The organism is Acetobacter sp. DsW_059 (assembly GCF_002153695.1).
Classification (GTDB): Bacteria; Pseudomonadota; Alphaproteobacteria; order Acetobacterales; family Acetobacteraceae; genus Acetobacter; species Acetobacter thailandicus.
This window is the reverse complement of sequence record NZ_JOPI01000003.1, coordinates 25,635-42,956: the sequence shown is the minus strand read 5'-3', so window position 1 is coordinate 42,956 and position 17,322 is coordinate 25,635. Positions and strand designations below refer to the sequence as shown.

General features: G+C 46.6%; 17 protein-coding genes and 3 pseudogenes. 8 read left to right on the top strand and 12 right to left on the bottom strand.

What is annotated here, in order from left to right:
- Positions 1 to 450: 450 nt before the first annotated feature.
- Positions 451 to 714: a DUF6538 domain-containing protein gene (locus HK25_RS12760; RefSeq protein ID WP_369824721.1), complete on the top strand. Its 264-nt coding sequence runs from the start codon at positions 451 to 453 to the stop codon at positions 712 to 714.
- Here the strand turns inward: HK25_RS12760 and HK25_RS12755 are convergent.
- The 3 genes and pseudogenes from HK25_RS12755 to HK25_RS01105 form a co-directional block, all read right to left on the bottom strand.
- A pseudogene (locus tag HK25_RS12755) lies at positions 653 to 879 on the bottom strand (IS5/IS1182 family transposase); the annotation flags it as partial. The gene HK25_RS12760 and the pseudogene HK25_RS12755 sit on opposite strands and share 62 nt — an antisense overlap.
- Positions 868 to 1,035 (bottom strand): annotated as a pseudogene (locus HK25_RS01110) (IS6 family transposase); the annotation flags it as partial. The pseudogenes HK25_RS01110 and HK25_RS12755, both read right to left, overlap by 12 nt.
- 86 nt (positions 1,036 to 1,121) lie before the next feature.
- Positions 1,122 to 2,078: a TauD/TfdA family dioxygenase gene (locus tag HK25_RS01105; protein ID WP_086635028.1), complete on the bottom strand. Its 957-nt coding sequence runs from the start codon at positions 2,076 to 2,078 to the stop codon at positions 1,122 to 1,124.
- Between the two features lie 340 nt (positions 2,079 to 2,418).
- Between HK25_RS01105 and HK25_RS01100 the strand changes: the two genes are divergently transcribed.
- The 5 genes and pseudogenes from HK25_RS01100 (at position 2,419) to HK25_RS01080 (ending at position 7,719) form a co-directional block, all read left to right on the top strand.
- Entirely contained in the window at positions 2,419 to 4,710 is a 2,292-nt protein-coding gene (locus HK25_RS01100) for a TonB-dependent receptor (RefSeq protein WP_233127554.1), read from the top strand.
- A gap of 3 nt (positions 4,711 to 4,713) precedes the next feature.
- On the top strand, positions 4,714 to 5,961 hold the full coding sequence (locus HK25_RS01095) for an MFS transporter (RefSeq protein WP_086635027.1): 1,248 nt from the start codon (positions 4,714 to 4,716) through the stop codon (positions 5,959 to 5,961).
- A 39-nt stretch (positions 5,962 to 6,000) separates the two neighbouring features.
- Positions 6,001 to 6,999 carry an L-glyceraldehyde 3-phosphate reductase gene (mgrA, locus tag HK25_RS01090; RefSeq protein WP_086635026.1) on the top strand — a complete coding sequence of 333 codons (999 nt, stop codon included), beginning with the start codon at positions 6,001 to 6,003 and terminating at the stop codon, positions 6,997 to 6,999.
- Positions 6,990 to 7,300: pseudogene (locus HK25_RS01085) on the top strand (DDE-type integrase/transposase/recombinase); the annotation flags it as partial. The gene mgrA and the pseudogene HK25_RS01085, both read left to right, overlap by 10 nt.
- Before the next feature lie 86 nt (positions 7,301 to 7,386).
- Positions 7,387 to 7,719, top strand: a complete 333-nt coding sequence (locus HK25_RS01080) for a transposase (RefSeq protein WP_198945925.1) — start codon at positions 7,387 to 7,389, stop codon at positions 7,717 to 7,719.
- A gap of 6 nt (positions 7,720 to 7,725) precedes the next feature.
- Here HK25_RS01080 and HK25_RS01075 read toward each other — a convergent pair whose 3' ends face one another.
- Positions 7,726 to 8,166 (bottom strand): hypothetical protein, encoded by a 441-nt coding sequence (locus HK25_RS01075; protein ID WP_143295946.1) that lies wholly within the window; start codon positions 8,164 to 8,166, stop codon positions 7,726 to 7,728.
- Entirely contained in the window at positions 8,106 to 8,393 is a 288-nt protein-coding gene (locus HK25_RS13535) for a glycosyltransferase (RefSeq protein WP_086635024.1), read from the bottom strand. The genes HK25_RS01075 and HK25_RS13535 overlap by 61 nt, the downstream gene beginning before the upstream one ends.
- Positions 8,394 to 8,672: 279 nt before the next feature.
- Here HK25_RS13535 and ppk2 point away from each other — a divergent pair, with 279 nt between their 5' ends.
- Positions 8,673 to 9,584 (top strand): polyphosphate kinase 2, encoded by a 912-nt coding sequence (gene ppk2 / locus HK25_RS01065; RefSeq protein WP_086635023.1) that lies wholly within the window; start codon positions 8,673 to 8,675, stop codon positions 9,582 to 9,584.
- 69 nt (positions 9,585 to 9,653) lie between these two features.
- Here ppk2 and HK25_RS01060 read toward each other — a convergent pair whose 3' ends face one another.
- The 4 genes from HK25_RS01060 to HK25_RS01045 all read right to left on the bottom strand — a co-directional run bounded on the left by HK25_RS01060 (position 9,654) and on the right by HK25_RS01045 (position 13,456).
- Positions 9,654 to 11,003 (bottom strand): inorganic phosphate transporter, encoded by a 1,350-nt coding sequence (locus HK25_RS01060; protein ID WP_086554812.1) that lies wholly within the window; start codon positions 11,001 to 11,003, stop codon positions 9,654 to 9,656.
- A gap of 207 nt (positions 11,004 to 11,210) precedes the next feature.
- The gene (locus tag HK25_RS01055; protein WP_086635022.1) at positions 11,211 to 11,768 is read right to left on the bottom strand and encodes a hypothetical protein; all 558 of its coding nucleotides are present in this window, start codon (positions 11,766 to 11,768) and stop codon (positions 11,211 to 11,213) included.
- 240 nt (positions 11,769 to 12,008) lie between these two features.
- Positions 12,009 to 12,344 (bottom strand): hypothetical protein, encoded by a 336-nt coding sequence (locus tag HK25_RS01050; RefSeq protein ID WP_086635021.1) that lies wholly within the window; start codon positions 12,342 to 12,344, stop codon positions 12,009 to 12,011.
- Between the two features lie 44 nt (positions 12,345 to 12,388).
- Positions 12,389 to 13,456, bottom strand: coding sequence for a cupin-like domain-containing protein (locus HK25_RS01045; RefSeq protein ID WP_086635020.1), 1,068 nt, complete (start codon positions 13,454 to 13,456; stop codon positions 12,389 to 12,391).
- A gap of 201 nt (positions 13,457 to 13,657) precedes the next feature.
- Here HK25_RS01045 and HK25_RS01040 point away from each other — a divergent pair, with 201 nt between their 5' ends.
- On the top strand, positions 13,658 to 14,518 hold the full coding sequence (locus HK25_RS01040) for a tetratricopeptide repeat protein (RefSeq protein ID WP_158092909.1): 861 nt from the start codon (positions 13,658 to 13,660) through the stop codon (positions 14,516 to 14,518).
- Here the strand turns inward: HK25_RS01040 and HK25_RS01035 are convergent.
- The 3 genes from HK25_RS01035 to HK25_RS01025 are packed head-to-tail and all read right to left on the bottom strand — an operon-like array spanning position 14,476 to position 17,316.
- A complete protein-coding gene (locus HK25_RS01035) occupies positions 14,476 to 15,213 on the bottom strand; it encodes a CpaD family pilus assembly lipoprotein (protein ID WP_086635018.1) in 738 nt (245 codons plus the stop codon). The two genes, HK25_RS01040 and HK25_RS01035, sit on opposite strands and share 43 nt — an antisense overlap.
- Complete coding sequence (locus tag HK25_RS01030) at positions 15,210 to 16,598, bottom strand: type II and III secretion system protein family protein (RefSeq protein ID WP_158092908.1); 1,389 nt, start codon at positions 16,596 to 16,598, stop codon at positions 15,210 to 15,212. Before HK25_RS01030 ends, HK25_RS01035 begins: the two co-directional genes overlap by 4 nt.
- Positions 16,599 to 16,635: 37 nt before the next feature.
- Positions 16,636 to 17,316 (bottom strand): response regulator transcription factor, encoded by a 681-nt coding sequence (locus tag HK25_RS01025; RefSeq protein ID WP_158092803.1) that lies wholly within the window; start codon positions 17,314 to 17,316, stop codon positions 16,636 to 16,638.
- Between the last annotated feature and the right edge of the window lie 6 nt (positions 17,317 to 17,322).

Genomic DNA, 17,322 nt, shown 5'->3' with positions numbered 1-17,322 from the left:
AACGGTGAAACACAAGATGCCTTCAGTGTCACCCATCAATTCAGATTAAAGTGGAACTGCTCTAAATGTCAGTTTTTTTACTAACTGCTTCCGACAGCGGACGGTCGAATTCCTCCCCAATTCTGACATCAAAAGAGGGTTTACGGGGGAGAGCAGCGCTCTCCCCCTGACCAGTTTGCAAACCATCGCGACACAACGTGTCCGCTGGTTTGCACGGCTGACTCTCCTCTTTTTTGAACAAGCCAGATTCACGCCAGACTATGGCTCCTTCTCTCTTTTGGCTTGACGCACCCAGAGTGCTTAACCAAAATTGGAAGCAGAAAATTCAACCAGAAGACCGCGTATCATTATCCGCTGTCTTTTCAAGGTGTTGTGCGACTGACCCTGCGGGTCAGTGAGGGTTCAAGTCCCGCAGCTCGCACCACCAACCGATTGAAATATAACAGTAAAATGAGGATCTGCCGGATCTGCGGGATTTTCCCGTTTGTCTTCCCGGACCGGGAACTCATCATGCTTCGCCTTATCGGCTCTCACTACCACTTCCGCCGGGCTGTGCCCGTTGCCGTTCAGGCCCGACTGGGTCGAACCGAAATTTCTCTCTCGCTGCAAACTCAGAGTAAGCTGGTAGCCCGTGAACGGGCAGCAGCCCTTTACGCCCGTACCGGCGCACTTTTCTTTTTGAGAAGGCAAAGACATGCTCGACACGAGATCTGATCACGGACTTCCCTGCGTTGGATCTCTGGATATGACGGGGCATAGGCTTGAGGTCAGGCTTTTTCCTGTGAACCTTTGAGACAAAGCCCCCCCCTTTTCCATGAAGTCCTCATTGGCTTTTGAGCGATAGGCTGTATTGGTTTTATCCAGAAAGCGCTTTTCCATCCCGGGTGCGCAGCGCTGAACCCAGCGGTCAATCGTGGAGTGATTAACACTTACCCCGCGTTCGCAGAGCATAGTTTCCAGATTCCGGTAACTAATCCCGTAGCAGCAACACCAACGAACCACCCACAGGATTATCTCACCCCGAAAATGCCGCACCTGAAATCACTCATCTGACATGTCCCGTTCCAACACCAGAAACGCTTTCAGTCATGAAAACCAACTTTACGACAGGGCCAGAAATATTATACCTGATCTCTCACAGTCCATGCGCCGGTTTTATCTGATAACCAGATCGGATTAGTCTGACCATTAATCAGCTGATAACTATGCTCACCACTAACGCTGACAGGGGTTCCCCCAGAAAGGGTGACACGCTGCAGTTCGCGCTCTTCATAGTCGAAATCAGCGATAGCCCGGTGCTCTGTCGCTCTGTTATCCCACATAGCAATATCACCGGCCTGCCAGTGCCAGGTAAGTGTATTCTCAGGGCGTGTAACATGAGACTGTAAAAGTTCAAGAACAGCACGGGAGTCCGGCAGGTTAAAATCAACCAGTCGTTTAACAAACTGCCCTAGTAGCAAACATTTCTCCCCGGTTTCGGGATGAATATGTACAATCGGATGTTTGGCTTCGTATACTTTAGCTGCAAAGATATTAGCCTGCCACTGTATAAACTCCCAGTCTCGTTCAACAATAAGGTCAGTATGATCATATTCATTGTTTGTATGAACAGCCCAAAGCTTCTCAGCAAATTCCTGCAAAGGTAAAGGCAGAGAACTATAAGCCGTCGCTGTATTTGCCCACAAAGTTGAACCACCATAAACCGACGGTTTAATGCAGCGTAAAATAGAAGCTTTTGGAAAATTTTCCATGAAAGTCATATCTGCATGCCAGGTATTGGCAGCACGCCCTTTGCGCGCCTTAAGCTCAAAAATATGTTTTGTACCACTTGCACTCGAAACTGTCGGGTGCGGCACAAGAGAGCCAAATAACGCACCCAGTTCTTCCTGCTGTAAGCTCGTCAGTGACTGGTTACGAAAAAAAATAACCTTATGTTCAAGCATCGCGTCATAGATGAACTTAATGCTCGCAGCATCAAGATCAGGAGAGAGTGTGATGCCACTTATAAGAGCACCAATTCTCCCACCAATTTTCGTGACAAATGGCGCCCCTGCTCCATTCAGACTGCTTACAGACATCTTCATTCCCTTAATTATTAATAACTTTAATTTTTAGTTGAATTAAGAACCTTATGATAAAATTCAATTATTTAAATTTTATCATTATGTTTTTATTGATTATTTTTAGAATTTTCCTCCGGTTATCATGATCAAAAACGGTTATCATGATCAAAAAATATGGAATTTCTTAGCTTAACCCTATATGGAACCGACATATAAAACTATATGTTATCGTTAAATATAAAGATAATTTAAAAATGACTCTGTTGACTAGTTTAATTTTATTAATGATAACGAAAAAGATCGTAATTTGTGTTTTCGATCATTAATATAACATTTTAATTAGTGGAATGTGAGTATGCCCCCCCTGTCATCGAATCTGCGTCGGATTGCCTTAAATATTTCGATGACGTCTCTGGGGTGCGCTATGGCTGCAGCGGCAGCACAGGCGCAGAGTGCAGATAAAAAGCATCCCCCGGCTGAACATAAAATTAGTGAATCTTCTCAGCCCGAAGATATTACCGTGAGCGTACGGCGACGCAGCGAACCTTTGCAAAAAGTACCGGTGGCAACCTCTGTCTACACAGCCAGGCAGGCAACCCGCGATAATGTTCATGATTTGCAGGGGATTTTTGAATTCATCCCTTCAGCAAATTTTCGTACAAACTCATCATCTAAAGACAGAGCAACTTTTGTAAGGGGTATTGGTACAATTGCTACCTCTCCCGGGGTTGAACCCTCTGTATCCACCGTGCTTGACGGTGTTGTACTGGCGCGCCCGGGGCAGGCTACTGCCGATATTCTTGACCTCGACCATGTTGAGGTTTTACGCGGCCCCCAGGGCACCCTTTTTGGCAAAAATGCTTCAGCAGGCGCAATAAATATTGTAACCCGCAAACCCACTTCTGACTTTCACGCATTTGCAGAATCATCTTATTTTTCAGGCAACGAATATCGCCTGACCGGCGGCGTATCCGGCACATTAATACCTTCAAAACTGATTGCAAACGCTTCAGTTCTCGTCGGCGGTTTTGATGGCAATGTTAAAAACATAGCCAATAATACCACCGTTAATGGTTATGAGCACCGTGGTGCCCGCACAAAACTGCTGTGGACACCTGATGACGCCACTCAGGTTTTGTTTAACCTTGACTATATGTACCAAAATGACCTGGTACCAACCGGTGTTTACACCTCAACTAATCAGGTGGCTTATCCAACCAATACAATAACACGCAATCCAGCTCTGGCTGCCGCACTGGCAAGTGAGGGTGTCACACCATCCAAAAATAATACTTCGGTCAGTAATAATACACAAAGCCGTTCAGTTGATCATACCGGCGGTTTTTCAACAACCATCGACCGTGATCTGGGGCGGGGATATAAGCTGACATCGATCTCAGCTTATCGTCGCTGGCAGAACATTCAGGACCAGGATTATGATGGCCTGGCGGGAGTACATGCCACTTTGCCTGAGGTGCGTGACAACGGAAAACTCAACTTCTGGCAGGCATCAGAAGAACTGCGCATTGCATCACCACGTGGTCACTTTTTTGATTATGTTGCCGGTTTTTATTATCTGCACGGCGTTGACCGCGAAGTTTATAGCCGTGATTTGTCTGAAAACGGACACCACACAGCTTACGGTCAGTCACATTATGGCATTACCAATAACAACTACGCATTGTTTGCAGAAGGTAATCTGAATTTTACAAAAAAATTCCGCGCTATTCTTGGCCTGCGATTGCTGCGCGATGATTTGTCTTACTATATGCGGCGCGTTTCCAGCTCTCCCGTAGCAGTTACAGGTATTCGCCCATCCTATGCGTCATCCGGCGGATCTTCTCATAACGGCTATGGTGACCGTATCGGCCTGCAATATGATATCCAGTCTAATATCCACGCTTATTTTACCTACTCACATGGGTATAAGGGGCCAGCTTATAATGCATTTTTCAATATGCAGGCAACAGATGCAAAGGTCCTGAAACCTGAGCAGAATGACAGCTTTGAACTAGGGCTGAAATCACAGTTTCTCCACCGGCGCATTACAGCTAACTTTGCAGCTTTCATTGAAAATTTCTCCAATTATCAGGCTAATTTTCTTGATAATGTTGCTGGTGGCACTGTGTACCGCATGATTAATGCCGGTTCGGTTTCATCAAAAGGGGTTGAAGGCGATATTACAGTACGGGCAACACAAAAACTGACACTGGGCGGCAATTTTGCTTATACCTACGCTGTGGTTGATAAATTTAACTGCCCGGCAGGTTCGCCGGCATCGTGCAACGTAAATGGTCAGCCCTTACCCTTCGCTCCTCGCTGGAAATTTGTTCTTAACGCTAATTATACACAACCACTGACTGAGCGATTTAACCTCTCGTTTAACAGCGATTACACATGGCAAAGCCGCACTCAGTATGCTCTGACCGAAACACCAGACACTGTGCAAAAAGCATATGGGATCTGGAATATGAGCACCACAATTGAGGATAAAAAGCTCAGACTTCAACTCTCACTTATCATGCGTAATGCCCTGAACACGCACTACAATTCTTACATGGCGTATGGCGCTCTTGGTGGTGTGGTCAGCTCTATTCCACGTGATTACGGTCGTTATGGTGGCTTTGTACTGCATAAGGACTTTTAGACAATGTCAGCAGCTCCTTCACAGCGCCCTTTTTCCAGTTTGTTCATAACAACGCTGCTGTGCCTGATTATCGGCGTGGCTGCTGCTGACCGGCAGATTATTGCCCTTATCAAACCGGTTCTTGATCAGACATTTGGCTGGTCAGCACGTGATTACGCTGCCATTTCAACATGGACACAGGTTGCAGCCGCTTTCAGTCTGCTGGCCGCAGGGTGGCTGGTTGACTGGTTTGGTCCCAGGCGCACACTTGGTGCGGCATTAACCGGGTGGAGCCTGCTGACAGCCCTGCATGCCGTAGCGCTTTCGGTGCTTGATTTTATTTTAATACGTGCAGGTCTCGGTGCATTTGAAGGAGCCGGCACCCCAAGCATGATGAAATTTATAGCCTCTACGTTTCCCCGCTCTGAACGCGGCAGAGTAATCGGCACCTTAAACGCTGCGCCTAATTTTGCAGCTGTTATAACACCGGTTCTTGTTGCTTTCTTACTGCCATGGGCTGGCTGGCGCGCACTTGTGGTCGGGCTTGGTATCATTGGTCTTGGGCTTGCCGTATGCTGGTTGCTACGCGGGCCATCTGTGATGCTTCAGTCTCACACCGAAAGCCGGCCTTTAAAAAAAGAGCATTTATCAGCTCCGCCTGTGCGTCGGGTTATTATCGCCTTTTCAGTATGCAAAGTTTTATCTGATGCAACCTGGTGGCTGCTCCTCTTCTGGCTACCTGATATTTTTCACACTCATTTTGGCCTGAGCCTGCGCGCTATGGGCAGCGCATCAGGAACGGTATATGTCGGAGCCGGAACCGGAGCATTTATAGGTGGCGTTCTGCCTGGAATATTAAGACCTTATACAGGCTCAGCAGAAAAAGCCCGACGTATCGTAATGGGCACTGCAGCACTATGTGTTATACCAATGATGTTTGTATTTTTCACAAGCTCTCTGCCTCTCGGACTGATTTTGCTGACAACGGCGCTCATGGCACATCAGGTATTTTCGAGCAATTTGTTCGGTCTTGTGACTGACTGGCTACCAGCTGGCCTGGTAGGTCGTGTCATTGGCATTGGTGCTTTTTGTGGCAACCTTGGAGGCGCCACTATTTTGTGGCTTAGTGGATTTGTGCCCATGCCTTATCTGCTGGGCAGTTGCAGCCTGGCTTACGTGGCCGCCTGGTGTGTACTGCTGGTCAGAGTAGGGCCAGGCTGGCTTGAACGTACATTCACCTCCTCTCAGAGAGCCCACTACGCTGTTGCGTAAATTTTTTATTATTCACCGGAATAAGGACTGAAAGAAATTATGAACTGGCTTGCTTCGCCTGCGCGTTATGACAATGCAACATTTCAGCGATGTGGTCGCTCAGGGCTTGATCTGCCGCGTATTTCTCTGGGGTTATGGCATAATTTTGGTGATACGGATGCATTCGCCACAGGCCGGGCTACTGTCAGACGTGCCTTTGACAGAGGGATCACTCATTTTGATCTCGCCAATAACTACGGCACACCATATGGTTCGGCTGAAGAAAATTTCGGGCGGATTCTGCATAAAGATCTGTCCCCTCACAGAGATGAGCTGATCATCACCACAAAAGCCGGATGGGATATGTGGCCAGGCCCGTATGGCAATGGCGGCTCACGCAAGTATCTTTTATCATCACTTGATCAGAGCCTGAAGCGGATGGGCCTTGATTATGTTGATATTTTTTACTCACACCGTCATACACCCGATGTACCACTTGCAGAAACCATGGGTGCACTCATTCATGCTTACAAACAGGGGAAAGCCTTATATGTCGGCATTTCATCTTATGATGCCCCTTCAACCCGCGAAGCAGAGACTATTCTGCGTGAAGCCGGCGTTCCCCTCCTGGTGCATCAGCCGGCTTACTCCCTCCTTAATCGTACAATTGAAACCGATCTGCTCCCCACCCTTGATGAGCTGGGTACAGGATGCGTTATTTTCTCACCGCTTGCTCAGGGGTTACTAACCCGTAAATATCTTGAAGGTATCCCGACTGATTCACGTGCAGCGCGCAGCCGCTTTCTCGATCAGGCAGCGATTACCCCCCGGCTCATTGAGACCGTACGAGGGCTGGATGCCATTGCACAAAACCGTGGGCAAAGTCTGGCACAAATGGCTGTCGCCTGGACGCTGCGTGATGCACGTGTGACATCAGCTATTGTCGGAGCACGCAATACACAGCAGCTGGATGAGACACTTGAAGCTTTAAATAACCTGACATTTGAAACAAATGAGCTTGCCAGAATAGATGCACTGACTGCACATGCAGAGATCTGAAAACTATGCTCTGCGAACGCGGGGTAAGTGTTGATCACTCCACGATTTACCGCTGGGTTCAGTGCTACGCACCCGCGATGGAAAAGCGCCTGCACTGGTAATGGAAACGCCCGGGCCTTTCGCGCAGCTGGCGTGTGGACGAGATTTACATCACAGTTAAAGAGAAATAGCGTATCTGTATCGGGCGGTTGATAAGAGTGGTAATATGATCAATTTTTACCTGTCGCCGCCCCGAAACGCAAAGGCTGCCAGACGTTTTTCAGATAAGACAGTGAGTGATCTTAAGAAGCGAGAAAAGCCTGAAAACCGCTTATGCGACGATCAAAGGCTTTGAGGTGATACGTGCTCTGAAAAAAAAGACAGGCCAGTGACTTCAAAGGCGCAGATGTGCTTCTGGCCGATCTGCCCAGTGAGACAAAAGAGGGTATCGGGGACAAAGGCTATGACAGCAATATAATCAGACACTCTCTCACAGAGCGTAATATCCCGGCCTGTATTCCCCCGAAAAAGAACCGGAAATCAAAGCCACCTTACGACTGGCTTCTGTATAAAAAACGCCATCTGATCGAAAATATGTTCGCAAAGCTTAAAGACTGGCGACGCGTGGCGACAAGATACGATCGCTATGCTCATACTTTTATGTCCGCAATTCATATCGCCGCAACCGTCATCTTCTATTTTAAAAAATATGTCCTGAGCCTAGCCTGTAAAGCACGATAAGCCGGTTCATCCCCGCGTGTGCGGGGAACACGCATACACCTCGCAGGCTTGCTCAAAAAATTTCAAACGATGCGGCAGCAGAACATTTTCACCACACCAGATAATCATACGTGTCATCAGGTTCAGAAGCCATGCGCCGGCCTCCTTATCGATCGAATACTGCCTGGCGTATTGAATAGCCAGATTAACACTTGTAAAAATATGAAAGCGGCGCAGGCTGCGTTCTCGGGTAATTTTACCTGGCCGGTTAATACGATAGTGATAGCCTGTTTCATTAATCAGACCAATACGGCGGGCAGCAGCTATTTCATGGGCATGTGCTGGAAGATCTTCAAAAATCAGATCTCGTTTAAAGTTAATACCTTCAGCAAGCATAAACTCACGCCTCATGACCCGCGTATTTGCATTAGGCTCCAGGCGAAGAAGAAGAGGGGTGTTTTTAGACATGTTGTTTTTGCCGGAGCATTTTGCAGCAAATCATTCCATAGCCATTCGTCGTAAAAACAACTTACATGGCAATTGCTATCATTAAACTCGACACTTCGGCATATCACCAGATCACACTGCTCCTGCACAGCATAACGCGCCATACGTGTGTAAAGAGCTGGCGTAACGGTGTCATCACTATCCAAAAATGCAATATAATCACCCCGGGCATTGGTTAGTCCGGACATTCTGGCTTACGAAAGCCCTGCATTCACCTGATCAACCACTGTTGCGGGACTGTAAGTTTTTTTTGCCCAATCAAGTATCAACTTTAAACTATTATCTGCTCCGATGAGTTATTTTACAGGAAAGTTTTTGCAGAAATGATAGACTGTAAGTTTGATGTGCTCTCTGAGTATATAATATTCGGGCATATAAATATCGTCATTGAACTTTCATTCGTTGAAGCTGTAAGTTTATCGTAACTCCTGTGGCTACAAGTTAACCAGACCAATAAGGACACAACTATGCACAGTAGCGACAAAACCTTCCTGAATGACAATATGAGAGAACAAATTCGCCGGGAGATCATTGATGACCTCGATGAAGAATTTGAATTATCACTGGAAGAAGACATAGCTGGTGGCCAGCTGGATGAAGCTTCACGTGCCTTCAGACGTACCTACTTTCACGAACTGGTACGCCTGCAGGGGGAACTGGTTAAACTACAGGACTGGGTCAAGAACACAGGACACAAGGTCGTTGTCATTTTTGAAGGACGGGATGCGGCCGGCAAAGGGGGGGTAATAAAACGTATAACACAACGTTTAAATCCCCGTGTTTGTCGTGTTGCAGCCTTACCAGCCCCTAATGATCGTGAGCGAACACAATGGTATTTTCAGCGTTATGTGTCACATCTTCCGGCAGCAGGAGAAATCGTATTATTTGACAGGAGCTGGTACAATCGCGCTGGTGTTGAGCGTGTTATGAATTTTTGTAGCGATGATGAATACGAAGAATTTTTTCGTGCCGTACCTGAATTTGAACGAATGCTGGTGCGCAGCGGTATACAAATTATAAAATACTGGTTTTCTATCACTGATTATGAGCAGGAAAGCCGTTTCCGCGCCCGCATTGAAGACCCCCTTAAACAGTGGAAACTTTCTCCCATGGATCTTGAAAGCCGCCGCCGCTGGGAGGACTATACCCTTGCTAAAGAGATTATGCTGAAACGATCGAACATACCAGAAGCACCATGGTGGGTTGTACAGGCTGTTGACAAAAAACGGGCACGCCTGAACTGCATCTCTCACTTACTGGCACAGGTACCATATGAGGCAGCGCAACACCCTGATATTGTATTACCAGAACGCATTTTTCATCCTGATTATGAACGCAAGCCTGTTCCCGAAACTATGCTTGTACCAGAGCTGTATTAAAATATTTATATCAAAAAGAAAAATAGTTTAGCCAGGCGAGCCATATGATATGGCTCGCTTTTTTACGTTTCAGGCCATGATATAAAACAAACAGGCAGACACAACTATCGTAACAGGTAACGTCGTAAGCCAGGCGAGTGCAATTTTACTCAGGGTTCGCGCATTAATACCACTTCCTGCTGCAACCATTGTTCCCGCAACGCCAGAAGTAATGATATGTGTAGTGGAAACGGGAAGTCCTGTATAACCAGCTGTGGCAATTAACCCTGCGCCAACCAGCTCAGAAGCCGCTCCCTGTGCGGGTGTCAGATGTTGCTTTCCAATCCCCTCCCCCAGGGTTTTAACAATACGACGATAGCCCACCATTGTACCTATACCCAGGCACAGTGCGCTAAGAATACGTACCCACATCGGTGCATACTCTACACTGGGGCGTAAACGACTGGCTAATTTTTTAGCCTGTATCCGTTCAGCACCTGACGCCGCGGGGTTTGCGCTGACATCCTGAACGCCTGAAAGGATCTGATACACATCTCCCCTCACTACTGATGCTGTAACAGGAACGGATGGATTACTCAGACGTTCAACTGATTCAAGCGCATCCTGACGAAAATTAAAGCGATCATACTGAGCAATAAGCGGGCGAGCCTCAATAGCAATGCCAGCCAGCTCAGAACGATTGATAGGATGGCCAGGATTCATAGCAAATGATGCCGGCAACAAACCTATAATTGTCAGCATAATCAAACCGATACTTTTCTGACCATCATTGCTGCCATGTGAAAAACTAACTGAAGTACAAGTTAAAATTAAAAGACAACGCACAACCGGATGCGGTTTATCATCCTGATCAGGCGGAGTGAATAATGCTGGAAGTTTTACAGAGGCACGGATGAGGAGATACAGAATTCCTGCGAGAATAAACCCTAAAACAGGCGAAACAGCCAGGGCACGCAGTACTTTCCAGATCTGGCTCCAGTCAACCGAATGTCCCAGATCACGGGCATGCAAAAACGAATCACCAATAGCTACACCGATCAAAGCACCGATTGTGCAATGAGATGAAGAGTTGGGAATACCCAGCCACCAGGTCAGCAGGTTCCATGCCAGCGCAGTACCAAACAATGCTGCAAGCATTGGTACTGCCGGATTACCATTAGGCGGGGTCAGCACATCGGGCGGAAGCAGTTCTACAAGGGCGTAAGCAACAGAAATGCCACCCAGCAGCACACCGACCAGATTCATTAACCCAGACCAAATAACAGCAGTACGCGGTTTTAGAGATCGTGTGTAAATAACAGTCGCAACTGCGTTAGCTGTATCATGAAATCCATTAGCAAATTCAAAGACACAAACAAGGACAAAACAAATTATCAGGGCAACAACAGATGCCGTTGATGATGGAGCTAATTGCAACATGAGCACTCCGGATTCAGAAAAATGATTTCCTGTCTATATCCGTCATTAATCATATTATTAACAGATCATGATTTATAATTTCTTAATATATTCATAAAATTCTTATGAAAAATTTTTACATGATAATTATACAATGCGGGCAGATTAAAATTTTAATCTGCCCGTTAAATTTATTAAAAATTTATATCGTTTTTAATCAGTTATATTCTACACCTGGTTAAGGTCCGGAGCTTTACTGATATACGGAAGTGTATCAGAACCTGAATTTTCTGAAGAAGAAGATGTATCATCTTTCTTTTCTGATTCTTCATGATTTTCAACGCTCATAACCATACTTGTTAAACCTACACCCGAACTCAAAACCCCCAGCGCAAGTGTCAGCGGCTTAAGAGATTTGTCAAGGCGGTCACCATAGTCTTTAATGCTTTCTCCTGGCTGTTTTTTTAAAATATTTATTATTTTATCTTCATTTTTTGTTTTAAACCCTTTAAAATCACCAGGTTTTACAGCAGAAGATTCGGTTGTAGCATCCGATACCAGACCTTCATCACGCCCTGCAAGCTCTTGCTGATTTTTCACTGAACCAGAAGCAGATTGTTCCGTATTTTCATTCGACGCTGAATTTCCGTTAGATGGTGTCAAATGATCAGAAAATTCTTCACTATTTGTATTATTTACAGAAGAATCCGTAATTTCATCATCAGCATCTCTATTTTCGCTGGCTATCTCGGAAACACCTGTTTCCCTAGAAAAAATATGTCCCATTTATTTATACCCCTCTACTGCCATTACCGTGCGCATCAATACTTTAGAACCATAAGGCATCCAGAATAATCCCTGGCTTTGCTCATCTTTTTTAAAAGGCAAAGCTGTCCTTATCCTGATTTCAAAATGTCGAATTTTCTAAAACTATGAACATATCAGAAATAAAAACCCGACATATACCTTTGTTAAAAACCTAAACTAAAATACAACACGCCGGTAAATAACATGATGTTTTTAAAATTATAAATGATTAACAACAGTAATTAATCTGGTTTCTGGCAAAGTATCAGATGTAGAAACAGTACTCTCTGGCCGGTGATTCACGACTGTAATAACTCTTATATCTGACGTGGTATGTAATGCAGATGTTTCAGAATTTTCTGATGGTTTAGAATTCTGCATCACAGTAATCGTTTTTATATGTGGATTATTTTTAGCGCCGTCAGAACCAGTCAGCTCATTTAAAAGCTCTGTAAACACAGCTTCCAGTTTAGAATCTGAGAGATTTTCAGTGTTACCTGAAGAAGGCTGTGATAACGCACTACCCTGCGCTGAAGATGTATCAAGAGCTACCATTTTTCATCACCTTTATTTAAAAACCACTGAATTTATTATTAAATTCAGATGATACTGGAGTAGTCAGGTGGATAATCAATAAAATGATTAGGCATCCCGCGTAAATTTGTAAGACTTATGCTGATACTTGCTGTCTCACCTGTTACGTGATGCCACCAGCCTGCCGGAATATAAAGCATGTCGCCCGGCTCAACAGTAATATCGATTGCCGCAGCATTTCTGAACTCTGCATGTTGCTCAGGGATGTTCTGCGTCGGATCTACCGGGCTGAAAATCCACCTGTCATTACACATATAAGGGACCTGAGTTGCCGGGTAGAGACGAAATCTTTTACGACCGTAAATCTGACAAAACAGAATATGATTCAGGTCCTGATGCATCCCCGTTACGATGCCTTCAGGCCCCATCCATAAAAACACAGATTTCGCTAAATATTCACTATTAAGGTATGAATCCCCTATATTACCAATCTGCTCTCGCAATGCTGCGAATGGCGACTGATCGAGAAAAAAGTTATTAGCCGTCAGATAAAGGTCATTCCCCCTGCCATGAAGCATAGCAGAAATGAGCTCTTCAAAAGGAATGAAACGCTTAAGCTTCTCACCTTTCTCTTCATATGCACTTTCACCTGTTCGGCCTGCCTGCACCTGTATTTTTGTACCAGCCCCGACAAGCTCAAGTAACGACTGAGGTGTCCAGTGGCGGGCTGCCCAGTGGTCAAAGCTTCCGCTAAACAAACCGGCACGGTTTATCGACAAAAAATTCTGAATAAATGTTTTATAGGCAGGCAGAGTTTCTTTTTTAAGGCGAAAATAATCGCTGTTCATACGATGATAAAAGTCAAGCGTTTTCAGCAATGATTCACGCTTTCTGGCCACTACCATACAACGCCGCGCTGCATATGTGTACGGACTGTTTTCTGCCTGTGCTATCTCACGATCAGCAAGCTCACCAGGTGTATTACCATTGATAAGAATTGTTCTTATCTGCCCGGCCGTATAGCCCTTTGCCAGGCTTTCGGCGATCCAGACCTGAACAGAGCGGGAAAGAACCTGTGTTTGTACTCTCTGCTCTGGTCGTGATGAATGTTTTTCGGCAGACGTCAGATTCATTCCACTCACCTGTTAACACACCATAAATCGCTGCCACGGTTTCACCGCAACGGCTTGGCTATGTCACAGAAAGCTGACCCGGACCTGACGTGTAACATAATCTTAAAAAATCTATATTAAGAAAATACTTTTAATATTGGTATTATAAAATCCGCCTGATTTTCTCAGCGCTCTGTTATGTGTCATAATAAAGGTTTCTACATGCCGCTGTCCTCTTTGCCACTCACAGCTTTATCCAGAGTGGTCATTGCAATTTTTGCGGCAACGCTCCTTGCCGGGTGCGTCACAAATAATTCACACAACCTTTCAGATGCAGCCCGACAACAAAAGGCTGCTCATAACCCAGACGCTATGATGAGAATAGGCACCAGTGCTGAAACCCGTGGTGACTGGGCTGCGGCTGCCGTATTTTACGGCCACGCGATGCAACTACGCCCTGATAATGCTGACTATGTCATAGCTTATGCCAATGCTCTTATGCATAATGGTCATGCAGAAGAAGCAATCAATGCTATTCATAAAGCTGAAAACTATTCATCTGATCATAACAAAATACAGCTTACACTTTTCCTTGCCCGCCTGCTCAATACAGCGCGCCGCTCTCAGGAAGCCATTGCAGCTCTACACCCTCTGATAGAACAACACCCTGACTCAGCACCTCTTCGTGTTGCACTCGGCGTCGCCTATGAACTGTCAGGAGATTCACCAGGAGCACAGCAGGCCTACCTTACGGCTTTAAAAATTGACCCGCATAATATTGCAGCACGTAATAATCTCGCTCTCTCTGAAGCGCTGGACGGACAGAACGAAACAGCCCGTAAAGCACTTCTGGCCTTGCGCACGGAAGCTGTAGAAACAGGAGCCCCCGCCAGCTCACTCGCCACCATTGATGGAAACCTCGCTATTGTTTATGCGCTTGAAGGTAACCTCACTGATGCGCGCCAGGCCGCACAGGGTGCTGCCCTTAACAGCGAAGAGACGCGACAAAATATGCGTTTTTATTCGTTTCTCCACGCATCTCAGGGAACAGAGTCTGCATCATCATCTGTGTTATCAGACTGACCTGCTGTTCTGGCCGCAAGCGGTGTTGTTGTCGTGGTCTCAGCCGGCGTCGTCTGGCTTGCAGGTGTCAGACTGCTATCACTCCCGCCGGCTGAACCAGAAGCACCAGAAACTGAACCTGAACCTGTCTGCGATACAGGCTGCTGCTGGTTATTTTTATCCGCCCCCTGCTCCCACAATTCAACAACCCGGCCAAATCTTGCCCCGTTAGCAGGTTGCAGATGCGCCGGCTGAACCAGATCTCCCGGATTATCAATTTCTTCAGCCAGTGCACTGGCCTGCACACATGATCCGGTAGCAGACAAGCTGTTCGAGACATCTCCTGTCCAGCTTTTATGAACAGCCAGGCGGCAGTCAGGCTGCGCGACGAGGTAACGTCTCATCACCAGCATATCTGCCGGTGAATCCACATAATAAATCCGGGCAGCATTAACACCTGCATGGGTTAACATATGCCTTATTGTTTCAGCCTGCTGTTTATTAACGCTGCTAAGTGTCACATGCAGTTTTTGCGGGTCATTTATTTTTGCCAGTGCCTGCGCCACGGCCTGATAAGCCCCCTCCTCTGACAGCGATATGCTGATATCATTCTCTCCCACGAGTAATGGCGGCGGTTTGTTACCCTGACGTGCCCAGTGCATATCACAACCAGCGACAAAAAATGGAAGCAGAGTCAGTAAGATGTATTTTTTCATTGATACAGAAACCCTCCCGCACCCTGCAGATGCGGTGCACACAGGGCATCAATATCACCATGCGTGGCACTGGCAGTACGATGCAGTAAAAGCGCCTCAAAAGCTGAAGCTGGCCTGATATAATCAGTCGGCAACACAGGTACATGATCAGATGGATGCACAATATAAGCTGTTACAACAATCAGCAGCTCACTTTCATTGCGTTGAAAAGACGTAGAACGGAACAACGCTCCCAACACAGGAATATCACCCAGCCCGGGCACTTTCGAAATTGTATTACTCGCATCATTAGAGATCAGACCACCAATGGCAAAACTCTCACCGGAGGCAAGCTGTATAGTGGTATCGGCCCTGTTTGTACGAATTGCCGGCACGATATTCCCGCTCCCGCCGGAGAGGGAATACGCTCCATCAACAGCCTCCATCGACACCGTGCTGACTTCAGGTGCTACGTGCATGCTTATAGTACCGTCAGACAAAACCGTCGGTGTAAAGTTTACACTTACTCCATAATTTTTATATGTAATGCCAACCGAACCAAGCCCCTGAGGCACCGGAACAGGGAACTGCCCGCCGGACAAAAATTTTGCGGTTTCGCCCGACATTGTTGTCAGATTAGGCTCCGCCAGCATTGTTGCCAGACCTTCCGTCGCCATAGCGTCGAGGGTACCAGTTACTGATGAGCTCCCGTTAGTATAACTGCCTGATAGTGTATTTGTTGCACTTGATACAGTTTTAATGGCACTGGGCAATTCGCTCAGACCACCGGTAGCCGCTCCGATAGCAAAAGACCCCACACCGTTAAAAACGGTTGTCCAGTTAAACCCAAGGTCCTGCGATACCTTACGCTGTACTTCGGCTACTCTGACCTGCAGGTTAACCTGCACAGCCTGGCTTATGGTCAGCCGGTTTATAATCTGCTCTCCCGGGCCCGCATACTGACGCGCAAGTGCGGTCAGATGCGCTGCTGCCCGTGCATCTGGCACCCGACCGGACAGAACAACACCCTGAGGTGAATTTTCTACCTGAATATTCTGCCCACCTTCAGCCTGAATAGCCTGATGCATTGCATCCATATTAAAAGTGACTGTTACGTCACCCGAAATCATTTTCCGGCCACTCTGATCAAGCACAATAAAGGTGGTATGACCGGGCTTTTTACCAAAAATAAAGAGGTTGTTATTATCGGTATACTGTACGTCCATAATTGCCGGATCAGCAATCATAACATTTGCCACCTGCCCGGACAGAGAGATGAGCTGCCCGCCGCCGACTGTCAGTGTCATATTATGAATGCCCTGAACCTGCCGGGCACTGAGAGAAGAACTAAGTGCCAGCATAGTCGCTGAAGCAGTGCATAAAAGCCTGACAGGCCTGATTGCCATGCGAATATGCCAGATTTTTTTTAAAAACATTTTATTGCTAACCACACTCTGCAGCCAGCCGGTAACCAACGCCCCGCACGACTTCAATTTTCACATGCGAGCCAGCTTTAGCCAGCTGCCTGCGGATACGGCTGACACGTACTTCTAAAGAATTGGGGCAATATTCTGCCAGTGCACCATATACATCGTGTTCAAGCCCGGCACGTGGCACCACACGCCCCCGACGACGCATAAGAGCTTCAAGAATAAACGTTTCGCGTTTCTGAAGCTGCAAAGCCAGGCCACCCACTGACACTTCACGCGTGAACGGACAAAGCGTGACATCACTAAATTTATGATAATCATTGGTCTGCACACGAGAGCGACGTAAAACGGCACGAATACGGGCAATAACCTCTCGTGGTGTAACTTCGCGCGTTACGCTGTCATCCGCTCCTGACTCAAGAGCAATAATTCGCTCTTCAGGTGTGTCTGTAATCAGCAGAAGAAAAGTGTCCTCAGCAGCACCCCTGATAGTTTTCCTGTCTCGCCACCACGTTTTATAATCACCATCATACACGCGGGGGTCAAAAATAACGGCATCATAATGCCCCTGTGTCAGGGCATAGCTGGCATCTTCAAACATAATAAAAATATCTGTACCAAAACCAGCATGATGTAAGTGCTTTGCCAGACTGTTTGCAAAGCTCTGATCGGGTGACATGATCATCAGTCTCATGATCTT